Source organism: Vibrio intestinalis (assembly GCF_025195085.2).
Taxonomy (GTDB): domain Bacteria; phylum Pseudomonadota; class Gammaproteobacteria; order Enterobacterales; family Vibrionaceae; genus Vibrio; species Vibrio intestinalis.
Genome location: NZ_JANAVY020000011.1, coordinates 15,147 through 29,250, shown reverse-complemented (window position 1 = coordinate 29,250; position 14,104 = coordinate 15,147). Strand labels below are relative to the sequence as shown.

Here is a 14,104-nt window from a genome sequence, read left to right as displayed (position 1 = left end):
TTTCTGAGGATGCTCTACTCTGTTGCCAACCGCGACAAAGTTAACTCCTAGCTCATCGCACGCCCTTTTGTCCCACTCTCCATCGCCAAAATAAGTAATCGGTAAATCATCTTGGTTGGCCACTTGCGCTTTGGCATGCCGCATAATTTCGGTACGAGCATGGTGGTCATTGGACGAAGCGATCACTAGCTTATCAACATCAAACCCTGCCGATTGCAGTTTAAGGCGAGCGCTCTCCCCCCATCCTCCTGTTGCTAAACTTAAAACAGTGTTGGGGTCTTGCTGCAAGCGAGCTATAAAAGCCTTCGCGCCCGCAACCTCCTTGGCTGGGTCACGATTTAGATGCGCTTGAATGTTTTGAATGAAAGCGGCTTTTACCTGCGGTTCGAGCTGCTCAATGCTGATATCCATCTGATGCTGCTCAATGAACTGCATTAAAATACCGCGGTCGCTGACGTAGCGGTAGTCACTCCAATTGGTGTTAATGGTTTTGCCCGTCACATCCAGTACAGCCTGAACAAAGCACTGCTCGTCAAAATCGTAAGATTGAATCAGAGTGCCATCGATATCAAACATCAAATGCTGCATGAACACTCCTAACTTTGTGGATTGAGATAACGACTAATACGCTGAGTAAATTCCGCAGCACGCGACGGAGAGACATCTTCGGCTTTATACAGCGAGAACATTTTCAGCTTGCAGTTTTTTGTGCATGCGCCAAGTAGGGCAATCTTTAAGATTCGGTGGACAGGCTTCCACAACACAAAGTAATCAACCCACCATGGTTAGCCTAGGCTGGTAATAGCTGTCACTTGTTTTAAGTTGTGCAGAAGCGGAGTAATCGCCCCCAGGTCATGTGCGTGATTGAACGCGTGACTCGGTGCCCAGACTCGGTCAAACCATCCTTTTAAAATCGCAGGAAAACCAAACCACCACGTAGGAAACACCAAGACTAAATGATCGGCTTGCTTTAGCTCTGCAAGCTCCGCTTCTAAATGAGATTGCTCAAACTGCTCAGCGTAATAGCTCTGTCTCTCTTGAGTTAGCAAACGGGGCTCAAATTGCTGTTGATAGAGATTCTTCACTTCAACTTGATACCCTTGTAGCTCTAAGCTTTCGACCGCTTTACTTGCTAAATGCTGGCAGAGGCTGTCTTCTAATGGGTGGGCAATAACGACAAGTGCTTTCATTGGTTCTCCCTACTCTTGGTTGTGACCTTCCAAATGGCTCTTTATTAAGACTATGCTTTCATATATGACGTTGATTTAACATACGAGAACAGCAACTTAGAGCAATTATCCAACAAGGCATGTTTTGACAAAAATCTCTACCATTAGTCACCTTTCTATCAATGAGTTAGCGCATGAAATGTTAAACATTCCATACGCAAAAAACAGCCCTGAGCGTGACTGGCATTGCGCAGTTCTTGGCTTTGGGAATATCTCTATTGAACAGATTCCTGCTACTATCAAACTGTTGGCGCAAGCCTTTTATCGCGGAGAATAATTACATGGCGAATATCGTCTTTATTGCCACCAGCTTGGATGGTTACATTGCGGACAAACAAGGCGGGTTAGACTGGCTGCATTCTGTTCCAAATCCAGAAAATCTTGACCTTGGTTTCGTTCCTCTTATGGAGCGCATCGATAGCCTGATTATGGGTAGAAACACGTTTGAAACCGTGATTGGCTTTGGTGTTGACTGGCCTTATACAAAGCCGGTATTCGTGCTGAGCAATACACTCACCGAAGTACCAGCTGAACTGGCTGATAAGGTAACTATCGTGTCTGGTGAGCTCAATGACGTCGTCCACAGCCTTAACAAGCGTGGCTATCAAGAACTTTATATTGATGGTGGCGTAACTATTCAAAACTTTCTGCAACAAGATTTGATTGATGAGCTGATTATTACCACCATTCCCGTTTTACTCGGAGGTGGTGCTCCGCTATTTGGTGATCTGGCATCGCCACTCAATTTCACACTAAGCGAAAGCAAAACCTTGTTAAACGCAGTGGTGCAAAGCCATTACGTAAGGCAGAAATAGCACTTTTTTGTCACCACACCAATCTCTCCTAGCCACTATACGAATCTTCATATAGTGGCTATTTTTTTATCTATGTGCAGTGCTTAGTACACTCCTCACAACAATAACTAAGGAGCCATCATGAAACGATCTTTCTTGACCGGACTAATTTTGAGCATTGCTATGCAAAGTTACGCGAATGACCACACAGCCGAAACCCTACTGACCAACGCCACCATATACGGACACGAACGTGCCGATACCATTGCCATCAGCCAAGGCCGAATTGTGTTTGTTGGTGATTATGACCATGCTGAACGTTTCATTTCATCCTCGACCGATGAAATCGACCTAGAACAAGCGTTTATCATGCCGGGCTTTATCGACAATCATAACCACGTATTTGAAGCGGCATCCGAAGCTGGCGGAAGCTGCGAACTGGACATGGACGGCTTAGTAGAAGATCAAATCCCCTATTTGCGCGCATGCCGATCATCAGCACCGAAAAACGGCTGGCTAACCGGTTATGGTTTTTCAATTGAAGCCATTCTCGACCCTGAAAACCGCCGTACACCGTTAGAAGTCATCGACGAGATCTACCCAGATATCCCTGTGGTCATCATGGAGCAAACGTCACACTCAATGTGGGTTAACTCCAAAGCACTACAACTGGCTGGCATTAGTAAGAATTCACCCGAGCCGCAAGGTGGCAAAATACTCAAAGATAAGCATACCGGCGAGTTGAATGGAATACTGCTCGATAATGCTGGCGACATCGTAATGGAGATGGCTTGGAATAGCCTGAAAAACCGATTTGAACAGAGTTACGATGGCTTGATGGTTGGCTTAGAAGAAGCGGCTGCTCATGGTATTACGACAATTGGCGACGGACGTTTGTATTGGAAACGCGGATGGCTTGAGGTTTGGCAACAAGCCGAACAAGACCAAACCTTAACGGCGCGCGTCTCACTAAGGCCATGGATTTATCCTACCGATAGCATGAAGCCACAACTGGATTTTCTCGCGGATATTCAGTCAAGTAACAGTGACCGCCTATTAATTATTGATCAAGTAAAAATGTACAGCGATGGTATCTTTGTCAATGGTACAGCAAAGACGCTCGCACCCTATTTAGATACTTACATCCCTGACGAGCCTTATGGCATCAACTACATTGAACCCAAAGCGATGAAATCATGGCTAACAGAGCTGGATAAGCTTGGATATAGCGCCCACATTCACGCTATTGGGGATGGCGCGATTCGCGAATCTTTAGATGCTGTGGAGTATGTGCGAGCCTCAGGATCTACGCAGCCATATACTCTCACCCATGTAGAGCTAGTCGATAAACAAGATATTCCTCGCTTTGCAAAACTAGGAGTAACCGCTGACTTTCAAGTCGGTTCGGATTATGTCGCACAACATGACCACCAATGGGCAGAAGCCTTTCTTGGCGCAAGACGTACACGAGCACTGATGAATCTCAATGCGCTGCATAGTACCGATGCTAACGTTACCTTAAGCAGTGATTGGAACGTGCACGATATTAATCCTTTGGTTGGTATCGCGAACAGTATCAAGATGGGAAAAACTGGCTTACCCGACGTGATAAATGCCATTGATGCCTACACTATCAATGCAGCAAAAAGTTTAGGTTTGGCCCAAGTGACAGGCTCAATTTCGGTTGGAAAGTCTGCCGATTTGGCGATTCTCGACCAAGACATTAGCCGCCTAAGCGCGAATAAAATCGCTGACGCACAAGTGTTGATGACAATATTACAAGGCAAAGTCGTGTTTGAGCGAGAAGATGAATAGCGAATTAGGTGTTTGTAAAATACCAGAGCGGTGAAGCTAATTTAATAATGGTAACGACACGAAATTATCGTTATCGCTTGATCATCGACGGCATAAACAAGCCTATTTGTATCATCAATACGACGAGACCAAAAACCAGCTAAGTTCTCTTTTAAGGCTTCTGGTTTACCGATACCATCAAAAGGAGAACGCTTAACATCATTGATAAGTTTATTAATGCGCTTGAGTGTTTTCTTATCCTGAGTTTGCCAATACAGGTAGTCACCCCATGCGTCATCAGTCCATGACAACAAACGTTGATGACTACTCATCAATTAGCTCTCGCGTGGTTGTTTTACCAGCACGATACTGCGCTATAGAGCGGTTTAGGTGTTCTGCATTTTGAGGAGAGCGTAGTAAGTGAACTGTCTCCATAAGACTATTGTAATAGTCTAAAGACATAACCACTGCATCTTCAGAATCACGGCGCGTAATAACGGTAGTATCAGCATCATTAACTACACCGTCCAAAACAGCTTTAAGACCATTTCTAGCCTCAGTAAAAGATACGATTCTCATAAGAACTCCACATGTACGATTAATTGAACAAGTATAGTCTTCATAAACATACTTGTACAGTAAATTGAACATGACATATTAAGAAGGCAACTAACCAAAAATAAGCTATTTACCCCAATATAGCGTCGATTTGCGCTATGGTTTTTTCGCTCTCTTTGTAATCAATCGGCAGTTCCGTAATACCTTGCGACGTTTTCAAAAACAGCGAAGGAAAACTGTTACCGCCAATTGAACGGGCAAACGCGATCTCATCAAGAAGCTGTTGGTTAAGCTCACTTGAGGCCATATCACGGGCAAACTGCTCTACGTTTAAGTTGAGTTGCTGAGCTAGACCGATATGCACATCCACATCACTCGGATTCTTCGCATGTAAGTAATAGGCATGCTGAATAGCTGTAATCATCGCTTGCTCTGCACCTTGCGCTCGCGCAGCCAGAACAGAGCGACAAGCAGGGTAAGTGGAGCGTCTCGGAGTATTATCTTTCCAAAAGTCATGGTTAAACTCTGTGCCCAAGTAATCTTCAATTTTGTGCCAATACGCTGCAATTTGTTGCTGCATTGGCTCTGGCATAGGCACATCACTATCGGGCGCTAAACCACCCGCCAAATATTGCAGCCTGACACCCTCTGGCAAAGATTGTTTTATCTTTTGCCATGTTGGCTGATAGCCCCAACACCAAGAGCACATCGGATCATGCACATAATACAGAGTGTTTGAATCCATTCTCACGACTTCCTTAATTCTCAACTGACACCACTATCACTATACTAGCTAAACGACGTTGCAAACACACCTGCGCCCCCAAAGTTATCAGAAACAGAAATGACAATTCTCTTCACTGAGGCCATGAACACCTTGCTGAATCTCCAAGTGGGTTTGCCCAGCATCAACGCCCATTTGATAGCCTTGCTCCAATATCTCTGGCTTCATGGTTAAACGCTTAACGGCAAATGATTCGGGTGGTGCAATCACTCGGATTGTCGCATCTTTTGGCGGATTGCGAATAAACGCCAGTGATTGATTGTAATTGTTAGCTCTTACCAACATTGATTCGGCGATGTTTGGGTAGCGAGCTAGCAGGGTTTTCATCAACCATGGCGCTTTCATCGGTTTCATTTCATAGCTCAATGGATGGGACAGAATCACCGTAATATCGCGCGCACCTCGGCGATAGGCCTCTTTTACCGGGATAGAATCCGCCACACCGCCATCAGTGTAACACCCGCCTGAAAAGCAAGGCGTAGACTTATAGGCGATAGGTAAAGCGGTGGTTGCCTCTAGCACCGAATCTAAATTTTCTTCATTGAGTCGGAAGTAGTCTGCGCCACCCGTCTCGATATTGGTTACGGCGGCATACATAGGGGTTTGCAGCACTCGATCATAGTCGATAGGAAAACGCTGATTTGACTGTTCAATCAGCCATTTCACATCCACGAGATCGCCACCGCGAACAAAACGAGTACGGTTAAAGAAACGTTTTTGAGTGGCTAACTGGCTGATTACTGCAAAACTTCGCTTAGGCTGATTTGCAAGGTAGCCCACTAAGTTGGATGCGCCTGCCGATACACCAATCACAAAATCATACGGCTGATATTCCTTAGCCATAAAACTGTCTAATACCCCGCTGGCAAACACACCACGCATCGCGCCGCCTTCTACGACTAAAGCTCTGTTACTCATTGTTGCTACTCATTCTTTACTTCCTGAGTAGCTTAATTTTGAAATTGACTTAGCTCTAATCGCTTTTATCAATTCTATTGATTAGCAGAAACTATCAAGCGTATAACAAATAATCAAAATATAATTTAACAAGCAAAACTTGTTATCGTTTATGCAATTATTATTTAACTTTCAACCTCACAAATAATTATCCATAACATGAATAAAAAAAGGCACTGCGTTATTTACACAGTGCCTTCTATTTATTATTTATATTTAAACTAATTATATTACTAATTAGTTTTAAATATTATGCGTTTGGTGGTGTACCTTCCGCATTTGATACTGTTGCATCAATTTGAACTGCCGCACCCATTGCGATTTGAGATACACCCACAACAGTGCGAGCTGGTAGCGCGCCTTTGAAGAACGTAGTGTAGATTTCGTTTACAGCGTCTAGGTCAGCCATATCTTTAAGCTGAATGTTCACTTTAACAACGTCATCCATCACGTGACCAATGCTTTCAACGATCGCTTTGATGTTGTTCAGACATTGTTTCGCTTGCGCTTGAGTATCACCTTCAACCAATGCGTTTGTTGCTACGTCTAGTGGTAGCTGAGCCGCAATGTGGTTGTAGTGAGAGAACGCTACAGTTTGAGTGTGTAGTGGGTTGCGTGGCGCTTTATCTGTGTTGTTAGCACGGATAACAATGCCGTGACGGTCTTCAACTTCTTGCGGTGGTGTGCCGTCGCCGTGTGATACTACTGCATCCATTTGAACGCGTGCACCCATTGCTAGATCAGCAACTACTGCGTTAGTACGCGCAGGCATGTAACCCACTGTACGAGCAATTGAAGAATCAGGGAAGAACGTAGTGTACGCTGCGTTTACTGCATCTAGATCTGCTAGATCTTTAACAAATACAGTTACTTTTACGATGTCATCGAATGGTACATCAATGCTTTCCATGATGTTTTTGATGTTACGTAGACACTGAGCCGCTTGCTCTTGAACGCCACCTTCTACTAGCTTGCCTGTTGCAGGGTCGATAGGAAGCTGAGAAGAGATGTTGTTGTAGTGAGAGAACGCAACTGTTTGAGTTGAAACAGGGCTAATTGGTGCGTTTTCTGTGTTACGAGCTAGCTTGATTAGTGGGCAAGCCGCTTGAGGAGTTGTACCTTCACCGTTTGAGATGATTGCATCGATTTGCACTAGAGCATCGCTCATTGGTAGTGCGTCAACTGCAACTGTTGTGCGAGTTGGGAAGTAACCATTGAAGAATGAAGCGTAAACTTCATCTACTTGTGCTGCATCTTCGATGTTCTTAAGGAATACGTTAACTTTAACAACGTCTTCCATTACGTGACCGATGCTTTCAACGATCGCTTTAATGTTTTCTAAACATTGAGCCGCTTGCTCTTTTACGCCGCCAACAACAATCTCACCCGCTGTGTTAATAGGTAGCTGAGCAGAGATGTTATTGTAGTGAGAAAACGCAACTGTTTGAGTTGATACAGGGCTAATTGGTGCATTCTCTGTGTTGCGAGAATTTTTAATGATTACGCCGCTCATGTTGATTGTTATCCTTATATTAGGTACAGAAATATTTATTTCTTAATGTCGTTATTGGGAAGAAAAGTAAGGTGGCAGTGATAGTAAGTGAAAATATTCCCTTTAAAAGTGACTAACCTCAAATTAAATTTCCACTAAGCGTATTGTAAATAACGGATATTTAATCAACAGCAGACTAAATATCCGTATCTTTTATTAGCTACACTTAGAAATAACGATTAAAAATTTCTATTAATTCCTAATTAGTGAATAGAATCTCATCGCAAAAATTAAAGCAATTTCCTTTTTTTGTTCATTTCTGATGATGACCTCACAGTAACATCGCCATTTATGGTATTTGCCCAACGAACAACCGCTATTTATACCAGCGAAAATGCATAAATAACCTTGCGCTTAATGCGCCTATGCAAAACCAGCGATTGAGGGCTAAATTGGCCTCTCTAAAGCGTATGGATGGGGGCTTAATGTTTCGCAGTCATGGTAAAGGTCAGCATTTAACTGCAAGTGAATGATCGGCTTTAACTCGCCAATACCAAACTCGCTATGTTGACGGAAATATTGCTGAGCATGCTCTAATTGGTCAGCGTACATGGGGTATATCGCCACGTTCTCCCACTGATAGTTAATATCTGTGATGTAAACATCGTTAGCCTCTAGCGGGAGCCTAAACACTAGTGTTTTGTTGCACGGGGTAAACTTACCAAGATAGTTTCCGCTCGCATCGTGAGCCGTTGTTGAGGATATCGCGATATAACTGCCCACTTTGGCATTGCCAATGATGTAACGCGTATCTTCGGTGAGCTTGTGATCAACACTCGCAAACCAATCTTCGACAAAGCGCCCCTGCTCGATGCTACCTTGCGACACCTTTACTTGGTAAGAACTCGAAAGGTTACCCAATACAAAAGTCACTTCAGAAGAGTCTTGTTGCGGAGGATGTTGCGCGCAGCCCACTAATCCTATCGTGAGCGCAGCATAAGTTATTATTCGCTTCATACATTCGACCTATTGATATAATTCCGATTAATCAAAAAGCTACGCTGCCAGTTGCTCATAAAACCTTCAATCCGCAGCGATGAATTTTCAGACGCTCATAACAATTTATAAAACCCGAAACTTGATATCGTTTCTAGATGTAAAAATGCCAGCGACAGGCGCTGGCATTTTTACAGACTAAAACCAATAGCCACTACTTGTTATGCGCATCGTATTCTTTCAATGCTGCTTGTAGCTGAGCTAAATCATCACTACATAGATAAGGTTGTAGTGCTTTAAACTTTTCACTCGGCCATTGGTAGACTTTCATCGCTAACAGCGCCTCTACAACTTCCGGCGCAAAACGATACTTAAGATGTTTAGCTGGCGATCCCGCCACCACACTATAAGGCTCGACATCTTTTGTCACCACACTATTGGCCGCAACAACAGCCCCTTCACCAATGGTCACACCCGGCATGATCATCGCACGCATACCCAACCATGACCCACTACCAATATGAGTATCACCTTTGCCAACATAGGCCTCTTCGATAGTTTCCATAAAAGGATACAAGCAGAACCAATCGGTACGATGGGTATGATTCCCTCCCATCAAGATCACTACTTCTGCGCCAATACAGACGTAATCACCGATATAGAGTTTATCTATTGGCCATCTTGGATCCCATTGACGACTCACCTTATCGCCATGCAAATAGCGAACAACCGACTCTTCAAAGCCGTTATCCCAACAATCGCTGTAGTAGCTATGTTGGCCTTGGATAATAATATTCGGGTTGGTGACCACTTCATGGAGCAGTTGGTACTTTGACCAATGTTTCTCGCTCATTTTTACCTCATTACAATTAACTGATTTAAACGTTGTGATTTAACGAAGTACACAAGGTTTCGTCAGTGAATGCGAGGCTGTTTTAGTAAGGGAAGTAGCTTCATGAGAGGGGCTTTATTTGAACTTTGATAGCAATGCTAACATGAACTGCACGGGGGTTCACGGCGATAGAAAAAGAAAGCCGACCTAATGGTCGGCTGGTTAGATGTGCCTAAAAGACTACTTTGAGAATAGTTGATTACGCTTGTAGCTCATAATTGGACAATTATCACTTAGAGCAAATATCCAACGCTGGCATGCCTACACTGAAAGTCGCCGCATAAATCGCCATTGGAGGCGAATAAATACTCACCATTGAATAATGGTCATTATCTCCTAATCATCCACAATTTCAATCGTTACGTGCTGCGCACCAAGGTATGTGCCTTCATCCACTTCATAGTGCAGGGTTTCATCGCAATGCGGACAATCAAAGACTTCGTTTGGCTCGATGCATTCATCTTCTAGCCAGTCCCAGCCAATATGCTTTTCACAAATTGGGCACCTCATTTCAGCAATCCTTATTCATTCAAATACAACTCAGCCATCCCATCTAAACGGGCTTTTACTGCTTTCCAATTAGGCATCACGCTTGTTAATAAGCGCCAGAATTTCTCACTGTGGTTGTGCTCAGCGATATGGCAAAGCTCATGCAGAATCACGTAATCTATACATTCTTTAGGCGCTTTGATTAGGTGAGGGTTGAGCATCAAATTCCCTTTGGCAGAACAGCTCCCCCACTGCTTACTCATTGGCAGCACCCGAAAACTTGGGATACCATCAACCCATGTCGCTTGAGGTAGTAACTCAGATAGGCGCTCATGGAAAATACGTTCAGCACGAACCTTGTACCAGTTGCGCACTAAAGCTTTAACCATGGCAGTTTTGTCATCGTTAAACCTCGTCAAGGTGACAAGTAACTTACCGCGAGTCATTTTTACCGTTGGCAAGGCATCTGCATCTTCTACTACCTTCAGCACATAACGACGACCAAGATAGAACTGCATCTCACCACTGACGTAGTGTTTGGGCTGCACGTACTCCAAATGACCTCGAAACTCTTTCAGGGCATCATAAATCCACTTGGCACGCTTCATTACCGCTTGGTGAATGTCCTCAAGCTCAGCGTCTTCTGGGGTACTAACCGTGACATCACAGTTGGGTTGCACCTTGATGGTAATGCTTCGCTTCTTTCCTTGTTTGATGGGCTTACGCAGCACCTCATAGCTCACAGCCTCATCCCCATAGATGAAGCTGTATTCTTCCTTGTTACGCTCGTCAGAGACTGTTGAAGCCATTAATGGTGACCTGCTAAACCTAAGCGAGTGATTTGCACCACTTCTTCGGCAATGACTTGCGCTTTATCGACGCCTAAATCAGCAAACAGTAAAGGCAGCACCTCTAGAGTGATCTGGTTTTCAATCTCAGATGGGTTGATTGAAAACTCTGCCACCGCTCTGCGCACTTTCTCGTCAATCTCTACTGCATAGTTGAAGCATTGATCTTCAGTAAGACCTTGACCTTCAGCGCCATGTTTCAAAAACAGACAAAAGTATGCTTGCACATGACGTTGAATTTTTGGGTCTAGCTCTGCCAAGCGTTCAGTTGGCACCCCCTCGACTTTGCGATCAATCACTTGCTCTTCAAAATCAGCAAATAGGAGATATTGCTTAACAGGGGCATCAAACATCTCTTTTGCTTGCTGAATCGCCTGTTTAAGTAGCTTCGAGAAATACTCTTGAGCATAAGGGTCATCGGCAAGATCTTGCTCAATCATCTTGGTGACACGCCCTGTGATCGCATCTTTCTTATTACGAGCCTCATCGTCACTTAGCTCTTCTGGTTTTATATCCTTACCCATATTGCCAACCAGATAAGCACCTTTAGACTCTTGGATCTCAACGCCACCGATGTGCTTGTCTAACATAGTCCGAATACTCTCAGCGTACTCGTCGTAATCAATGGTCTCTTCTGCTTGCTCACGAACAACTTTACGCAGTGATGTCATGCTTTTTAGCGTGTCTTTATAAATCTGACGTTTATCATCAAAGCTCTTGTCTTCAAAGTAGGTGGCTGATTGCAGGGCGACTTTTAAGCAATTAGCAAACGCAGTGAGCGTGCTATAAAAATCTTGGCGTTTCTTTAGGTTTAAGTCGGTGGGCTGACCATCTACGTATTCTATGTTCGGCGCAAATACCCGTGCCATTGCTTGCGGATCTTGTGTGTTTTTTACATCAGTAAAAAATGCCCACAGCTCACAATAAAGACCTGGCAGCTTTTTATATTCGGTATCCATGCGGCTGTACAAGCCTTTAAGGTCATCGATATCAAAACCACCTTGGGTGCGCTCGGCCAAGTCCTGGTAGTCCGCAATGGTCGCATCGAGCTCTTTTAAGATGCCACGGTAATCGATGAGGTAACCAAACTCTTTCTTCTGATGCAGGCGGTTCACACGAGCGATGGCTTGGATAAGGTTATGTTGTTTCAGCGGCTTATCGATGTACAGCACCGTGTTTTTCGGCTCATCAAAGCCTGTTAGAAGCTTATCGACCACGATCATCAAATCAGGGCCATCGTCTTTGGCGAACTCTTCAATGATATGCTTGGTGTAGGCTTTCTCATCTTGACCAAAGTCAGAGTCCAACACGTTCTCTTTCCACCAATTCTGTACCACATCCTTACTTTCACCATCGACCGTATCGTGCCCTTCACGGGTGTCTGGCGGTGACATAGCGACAACCGAGGTCACTTTACCAATTTGGTCGAGAAGCTTCTTATATTGGATGGCAGATGCTTTTGAGTCACAAGCAAGCTGCCCTTTTAAACCCTGGCGCTTAAAGTTTTGGAAGTGGTCAGAAATGTCATGAGCGATAAGTTCAATACGACCTTCCGTTTGGTAGATCTGACCTTTCTGAGCAAACTTCTTCTTCAAGTCGGTGCGCTGCTTTTCGGTCAGCCTATCGGTGATGCGGTCAAACCAAGCATCAAGAGCTTTATCGTTGGTGCTTAACTCTGGCACTCGCTCTTCATACAGTAGCGGGGTAACGGTTTTGTCTTCCACCGCTTGTTGCATGGTGTAAGAGTGGATGATTTTACCGAACTTGTTTTCAGTCTTGTCATCTTGCAGCAGCGGTGTACCCGTAAAGCCGATATAAGCGGCTTTTGGCAGGGCTTGCTGCATACGAATATTATTTTCACCGTTTTGGCTGCGATGACCTTCATCAACTAGCACAATCATATCAGGGCTGTCGTTGTAACACTCATCAAGCTCTATTGCGGTGCCAAACTTGTTGATGATGGAGAAGATAATACGCTCATTGCCTTTACCAATTTGCTCAGCAAGGCGTTTACCCGTTGTAGCCATGGCAGTTTTACGATCTTTTTCAGACAAGGCTCCGCCAGAAGCGAAGGTACGCGCTAGCTGATCTTCCAAATCCACACGGTCAGTAACCACTACCACACGGCATTTAGCGAGTTCTTTAATCCAAATCAGTGCCTTGGACAAGAACACCATGGTGAACGATTTACCCGAACCTGTGGTATGCCATATAACCCCACCATTACGTGCGCCTTGCTCATCAAAAGAGGTTACACGCTCAATTAATGCTTTAATGCCAAAGACCTGCTGATAACGGGCAACGATTTTGCCCGCTTTTTTATCAAACAAGGTGAAAAGCTGAGTCATTTCCAGTAGGCGGTCGTGACGAAGCAGCGATACCAACAAGCGGTCTTGGTCTGTCACCATTAAATCACCGCCAGCAATCAGTGATAGGTATTCATCACGTACTTTGGCTGGGCGGTGCGCAAACAGTTTATCTAGCTGAACTGGTGTCAGTGGTGTGTTTTTCAGGCGTGCAAAGGTGGCATCGGTGATCTGTTCTTCTTTCCATTTCGCCCAAAACTTACTCGGTGTGCCGCAGGTGCCGTATAAGCCCTCATTTCCGTTCACCGACATGAGTAATTGGCTGTAGGCAAATAGGTGTGGGATCTCATCGACTTTTTGGTTACGGATGTTTTGCGAGATACCCTCGGCAACCGTTGGCTTGCCCTCATGAGAGGAGTCAGGACGCTTGGCTTCAATCACTACCCAAGGCAGGCCATTCACAAAGCAGACAATATCTGGAATACGCTTGCCTGTGCCGTGTGCATTTTCAACTTCAAGCTCTTCAGTAAAATGGAACTGGTTGTTTTCAGGGTTTTGCCAATCAATGATAACAATCGTTGGGTTGGCTTTTTTACCCTCCACAAACTCGGTCACGCTTATGCCATAGGTGAGGGCGTTATACAGCTTTTCATTCGCGGCTTTTAACCCTTTATTCATCGCAGGGTTGGCGAGCTCATGGACGATTTTATCCATCGCAGATTCTGATAGCTGGCGATCCTTACCCAGAAACGAGAAGGTTTTGTGTTTGAGCACATCACGCAGTACATCAGGCAAAATGACCGTGGAAAGATTGCCACGTTTCACCACACATTCATTTGGTGAAATGAACTGATAACCAAGGTTAGTGAGCAAAGTGAGGGCGGGAATCTTTGCGCTTTGTTCTTCTCGGAAGTTGGGTAAATTGCCTGACATTGTCGTCCCTTATTATTGAGTCGTTTTTGTTT

The 14,104-nt window shown here is 44.6% G+C and carries 14 protein-coding genes and 1 pseudogene; 3 read left to right on the top strand and 12 right to left on the bottom strand.

The features are described 5' to 3' along the window. Window positions 1–39: 39 nt before the first annotated feature. Window positions 40–576 (bottom strand): annotated as a pseudogene (locus MU515_RS14060) (HAD family hydrolase); the annotation flags it as partial. Between the two features lie 209 nt (window positions 577–785). Continuing rightward, complete coding sequence (locus MU515_RS14055) at window positions 786–1,190, bottom strand: NAD(P)H-dependent oxidoreductase (RefSeq protein ID WP_260261051.1); 405 nt, start codon at window positions 1,188–1,190, stop codon at window positions 786–788. Window positions 1,191–1,314: 124 nt separating this feature from the next. Between MU515_RS14055 and MU515_RS14050 the strand changes: the two genes are divergently transcribed. From MU515_RS14050 to MU515_RS14040, 3 genes are all read left to right on the top strand, one after another. Continuing rightward, window positions 1,315–1,506 carry a hypothetical protein gene (locus MU515_RS14050; RefSeq protein ID WP_260261050.1) on the top strand — a complete coding sequence of 64 codons (192 nt, stop codon included), beginning with the start codon at window positions 1,315–1,317 and terminating at the stop codon, window positions 1,504–1,506. A gap of 4 nt (window positions 1,507–1,510) precedes the next feature. Continuing rightward, a complete protein-coding gene (locus tag MU515_RS14045) occupies window positions 1,511–2,044 on the top strand; it encodes a dihydrofolate reductase family protein (protein WP_260261049.1) in 534 nt (177 codons plus the stop codon). Between the two features lie 120 nt (window positions 2,045–2,164). Then, a complete protein-coding gene (locus MU515_RS14040; RefSeq protein WP_260261048.1) occupies window positions 2,165–3,838 on the top strand; it encodes an amidohydrolase in 1,674 nt (557 codons plus the stop codon). Between the two features lie 41 nt (window positions 3,839–3,879). On the opposite strand, the gene MU515_RS14035 is transcribed toward MU515_RS14040, so the two are convergent. From MU515_RS14035 to MU515_RS13990, 10 genes are all read right to left on the bottom strand, one after another. Beyond that, window positions 3,880–4,149 (bottom strand): Txe/YoeB family addiction module toxin, encoded by a 270-nt coding sequence (locus MU515_RS14035; protein WP_260261047.1) that lies wholly within the window; start codon window positions 4,147–4,149, stop codon window positions 3,880–3,882. Continuing rightward, complete coding sequence (locus tag MU515_RS14030; RefSeq protein ID WP_252036457.1) at window positions 4,142–4,396, bottom strand: type II toxin-antitoxin system Phd/YefM family antitoxin; 255 nt, start codon at window positions 4,394–4,396, stop codon at window positions 4,142–4,144. Before MU515_RS14030 ends, MU515_RS14035 begins: the two co-directional genes overlap by 8 nt. Before the next feature lie 109 nt (window positions 4,397–4,505). After that, window positions 4,506–5,120 carry a DsbA family protein gene (locus tag MU515_RS14025; protein WP_260261046.1) on the bottom strand — a complete coding sequence of 205 codons (615 nt, stop codon included), beginning with the start codon at window positions 5,118–5,120 and terminating at the stop codon, window positions 4,506–4,508. Window positions 5,121–5,207: 87 nt separating this feature from the next. Further along, window positions 5,208–6,077 (bottom strand): patatin-like phospholipase family protein, encoded by an 870-nt coding sequence (locus MU515_RS14020; protein ID WP_260261045.1) that lies wholly within the window; start codon window positions 6,075–6,077, stop codon window positions 5,208–5,210. A gap of 289 nt (window positions 6,078–6,366) precedes the next feature. Next, a complete protein-coding gene (locus MU515_RS14015) occupies window positions 6,367–7,629 on the bottom strand; it encodes a RidA family protein (protein WP_260261044.1) in 1,263 nt (420 codons plus the stop codon). 426 nt (window positions 7,630–8,055) lie between these two features. Further along, entirely contained in the window at window positions 8,056–8,625 is a 570-nt protein-coding gene (locus MU515_RS14010; RefSeq protein ID WP_260261043.1) for a hypothetical protein, read from the bottom strand. A gap of 193 nt (window positions 8,626–8,818) precedes the next feature. After that, a complete protein-coding gene (locus MU515_RS14005) occupies window positions 8,819–9,457 on the bottom strand; it encodes a CatB-related O-acetyltransferase (protein WP_260261042.1) in 639 nt (212 codons plus the stop codon). Window positions 9,458–9,832: 375 nt separating this feature from the next. Beyond that, window positions 9,833–10,006 carry a hypothetical protein gene (locus MU515_RS14000; RefSeq protein WP_260261041.1) on the bottom strand — a complete coding sequence of 58 codons (174 nt, stop codon included), beginning with the start codon at window positions 10,004–10,006 and terminating at the stop codon, window positions 9,833–9,835. 11 nt (window positions 10,007–10,017) lie between these two features. Beyond that, entirely contained in the window at window positions 10,018–10,794 is a 777-nt protein-coding gene (locus MU515_RS13995) for a M48 family metallopeptidase (RefSeq protein WP_140150390.1), read from the bottom strand. Beyond that, window positions 10,794–14,072 carry a type I restriction endonuclease subunit R gene (locus MU515_RS13990; protein WP_260261040.1) on the bottom strand — a complete coding sequence of 1,093 codons (3,279 nt, stop codon included), beginning with the start codon at window positions 14,070–14,072 and terminating at the stop codon, window positions 10,794–10,796. Before MU515_RS13990 ends, MU515_RS13995 begins: the two co-directional genes overlap by 1 nt. Window positions 14,073–14,104: the final 32 nt, after the last annotated feature.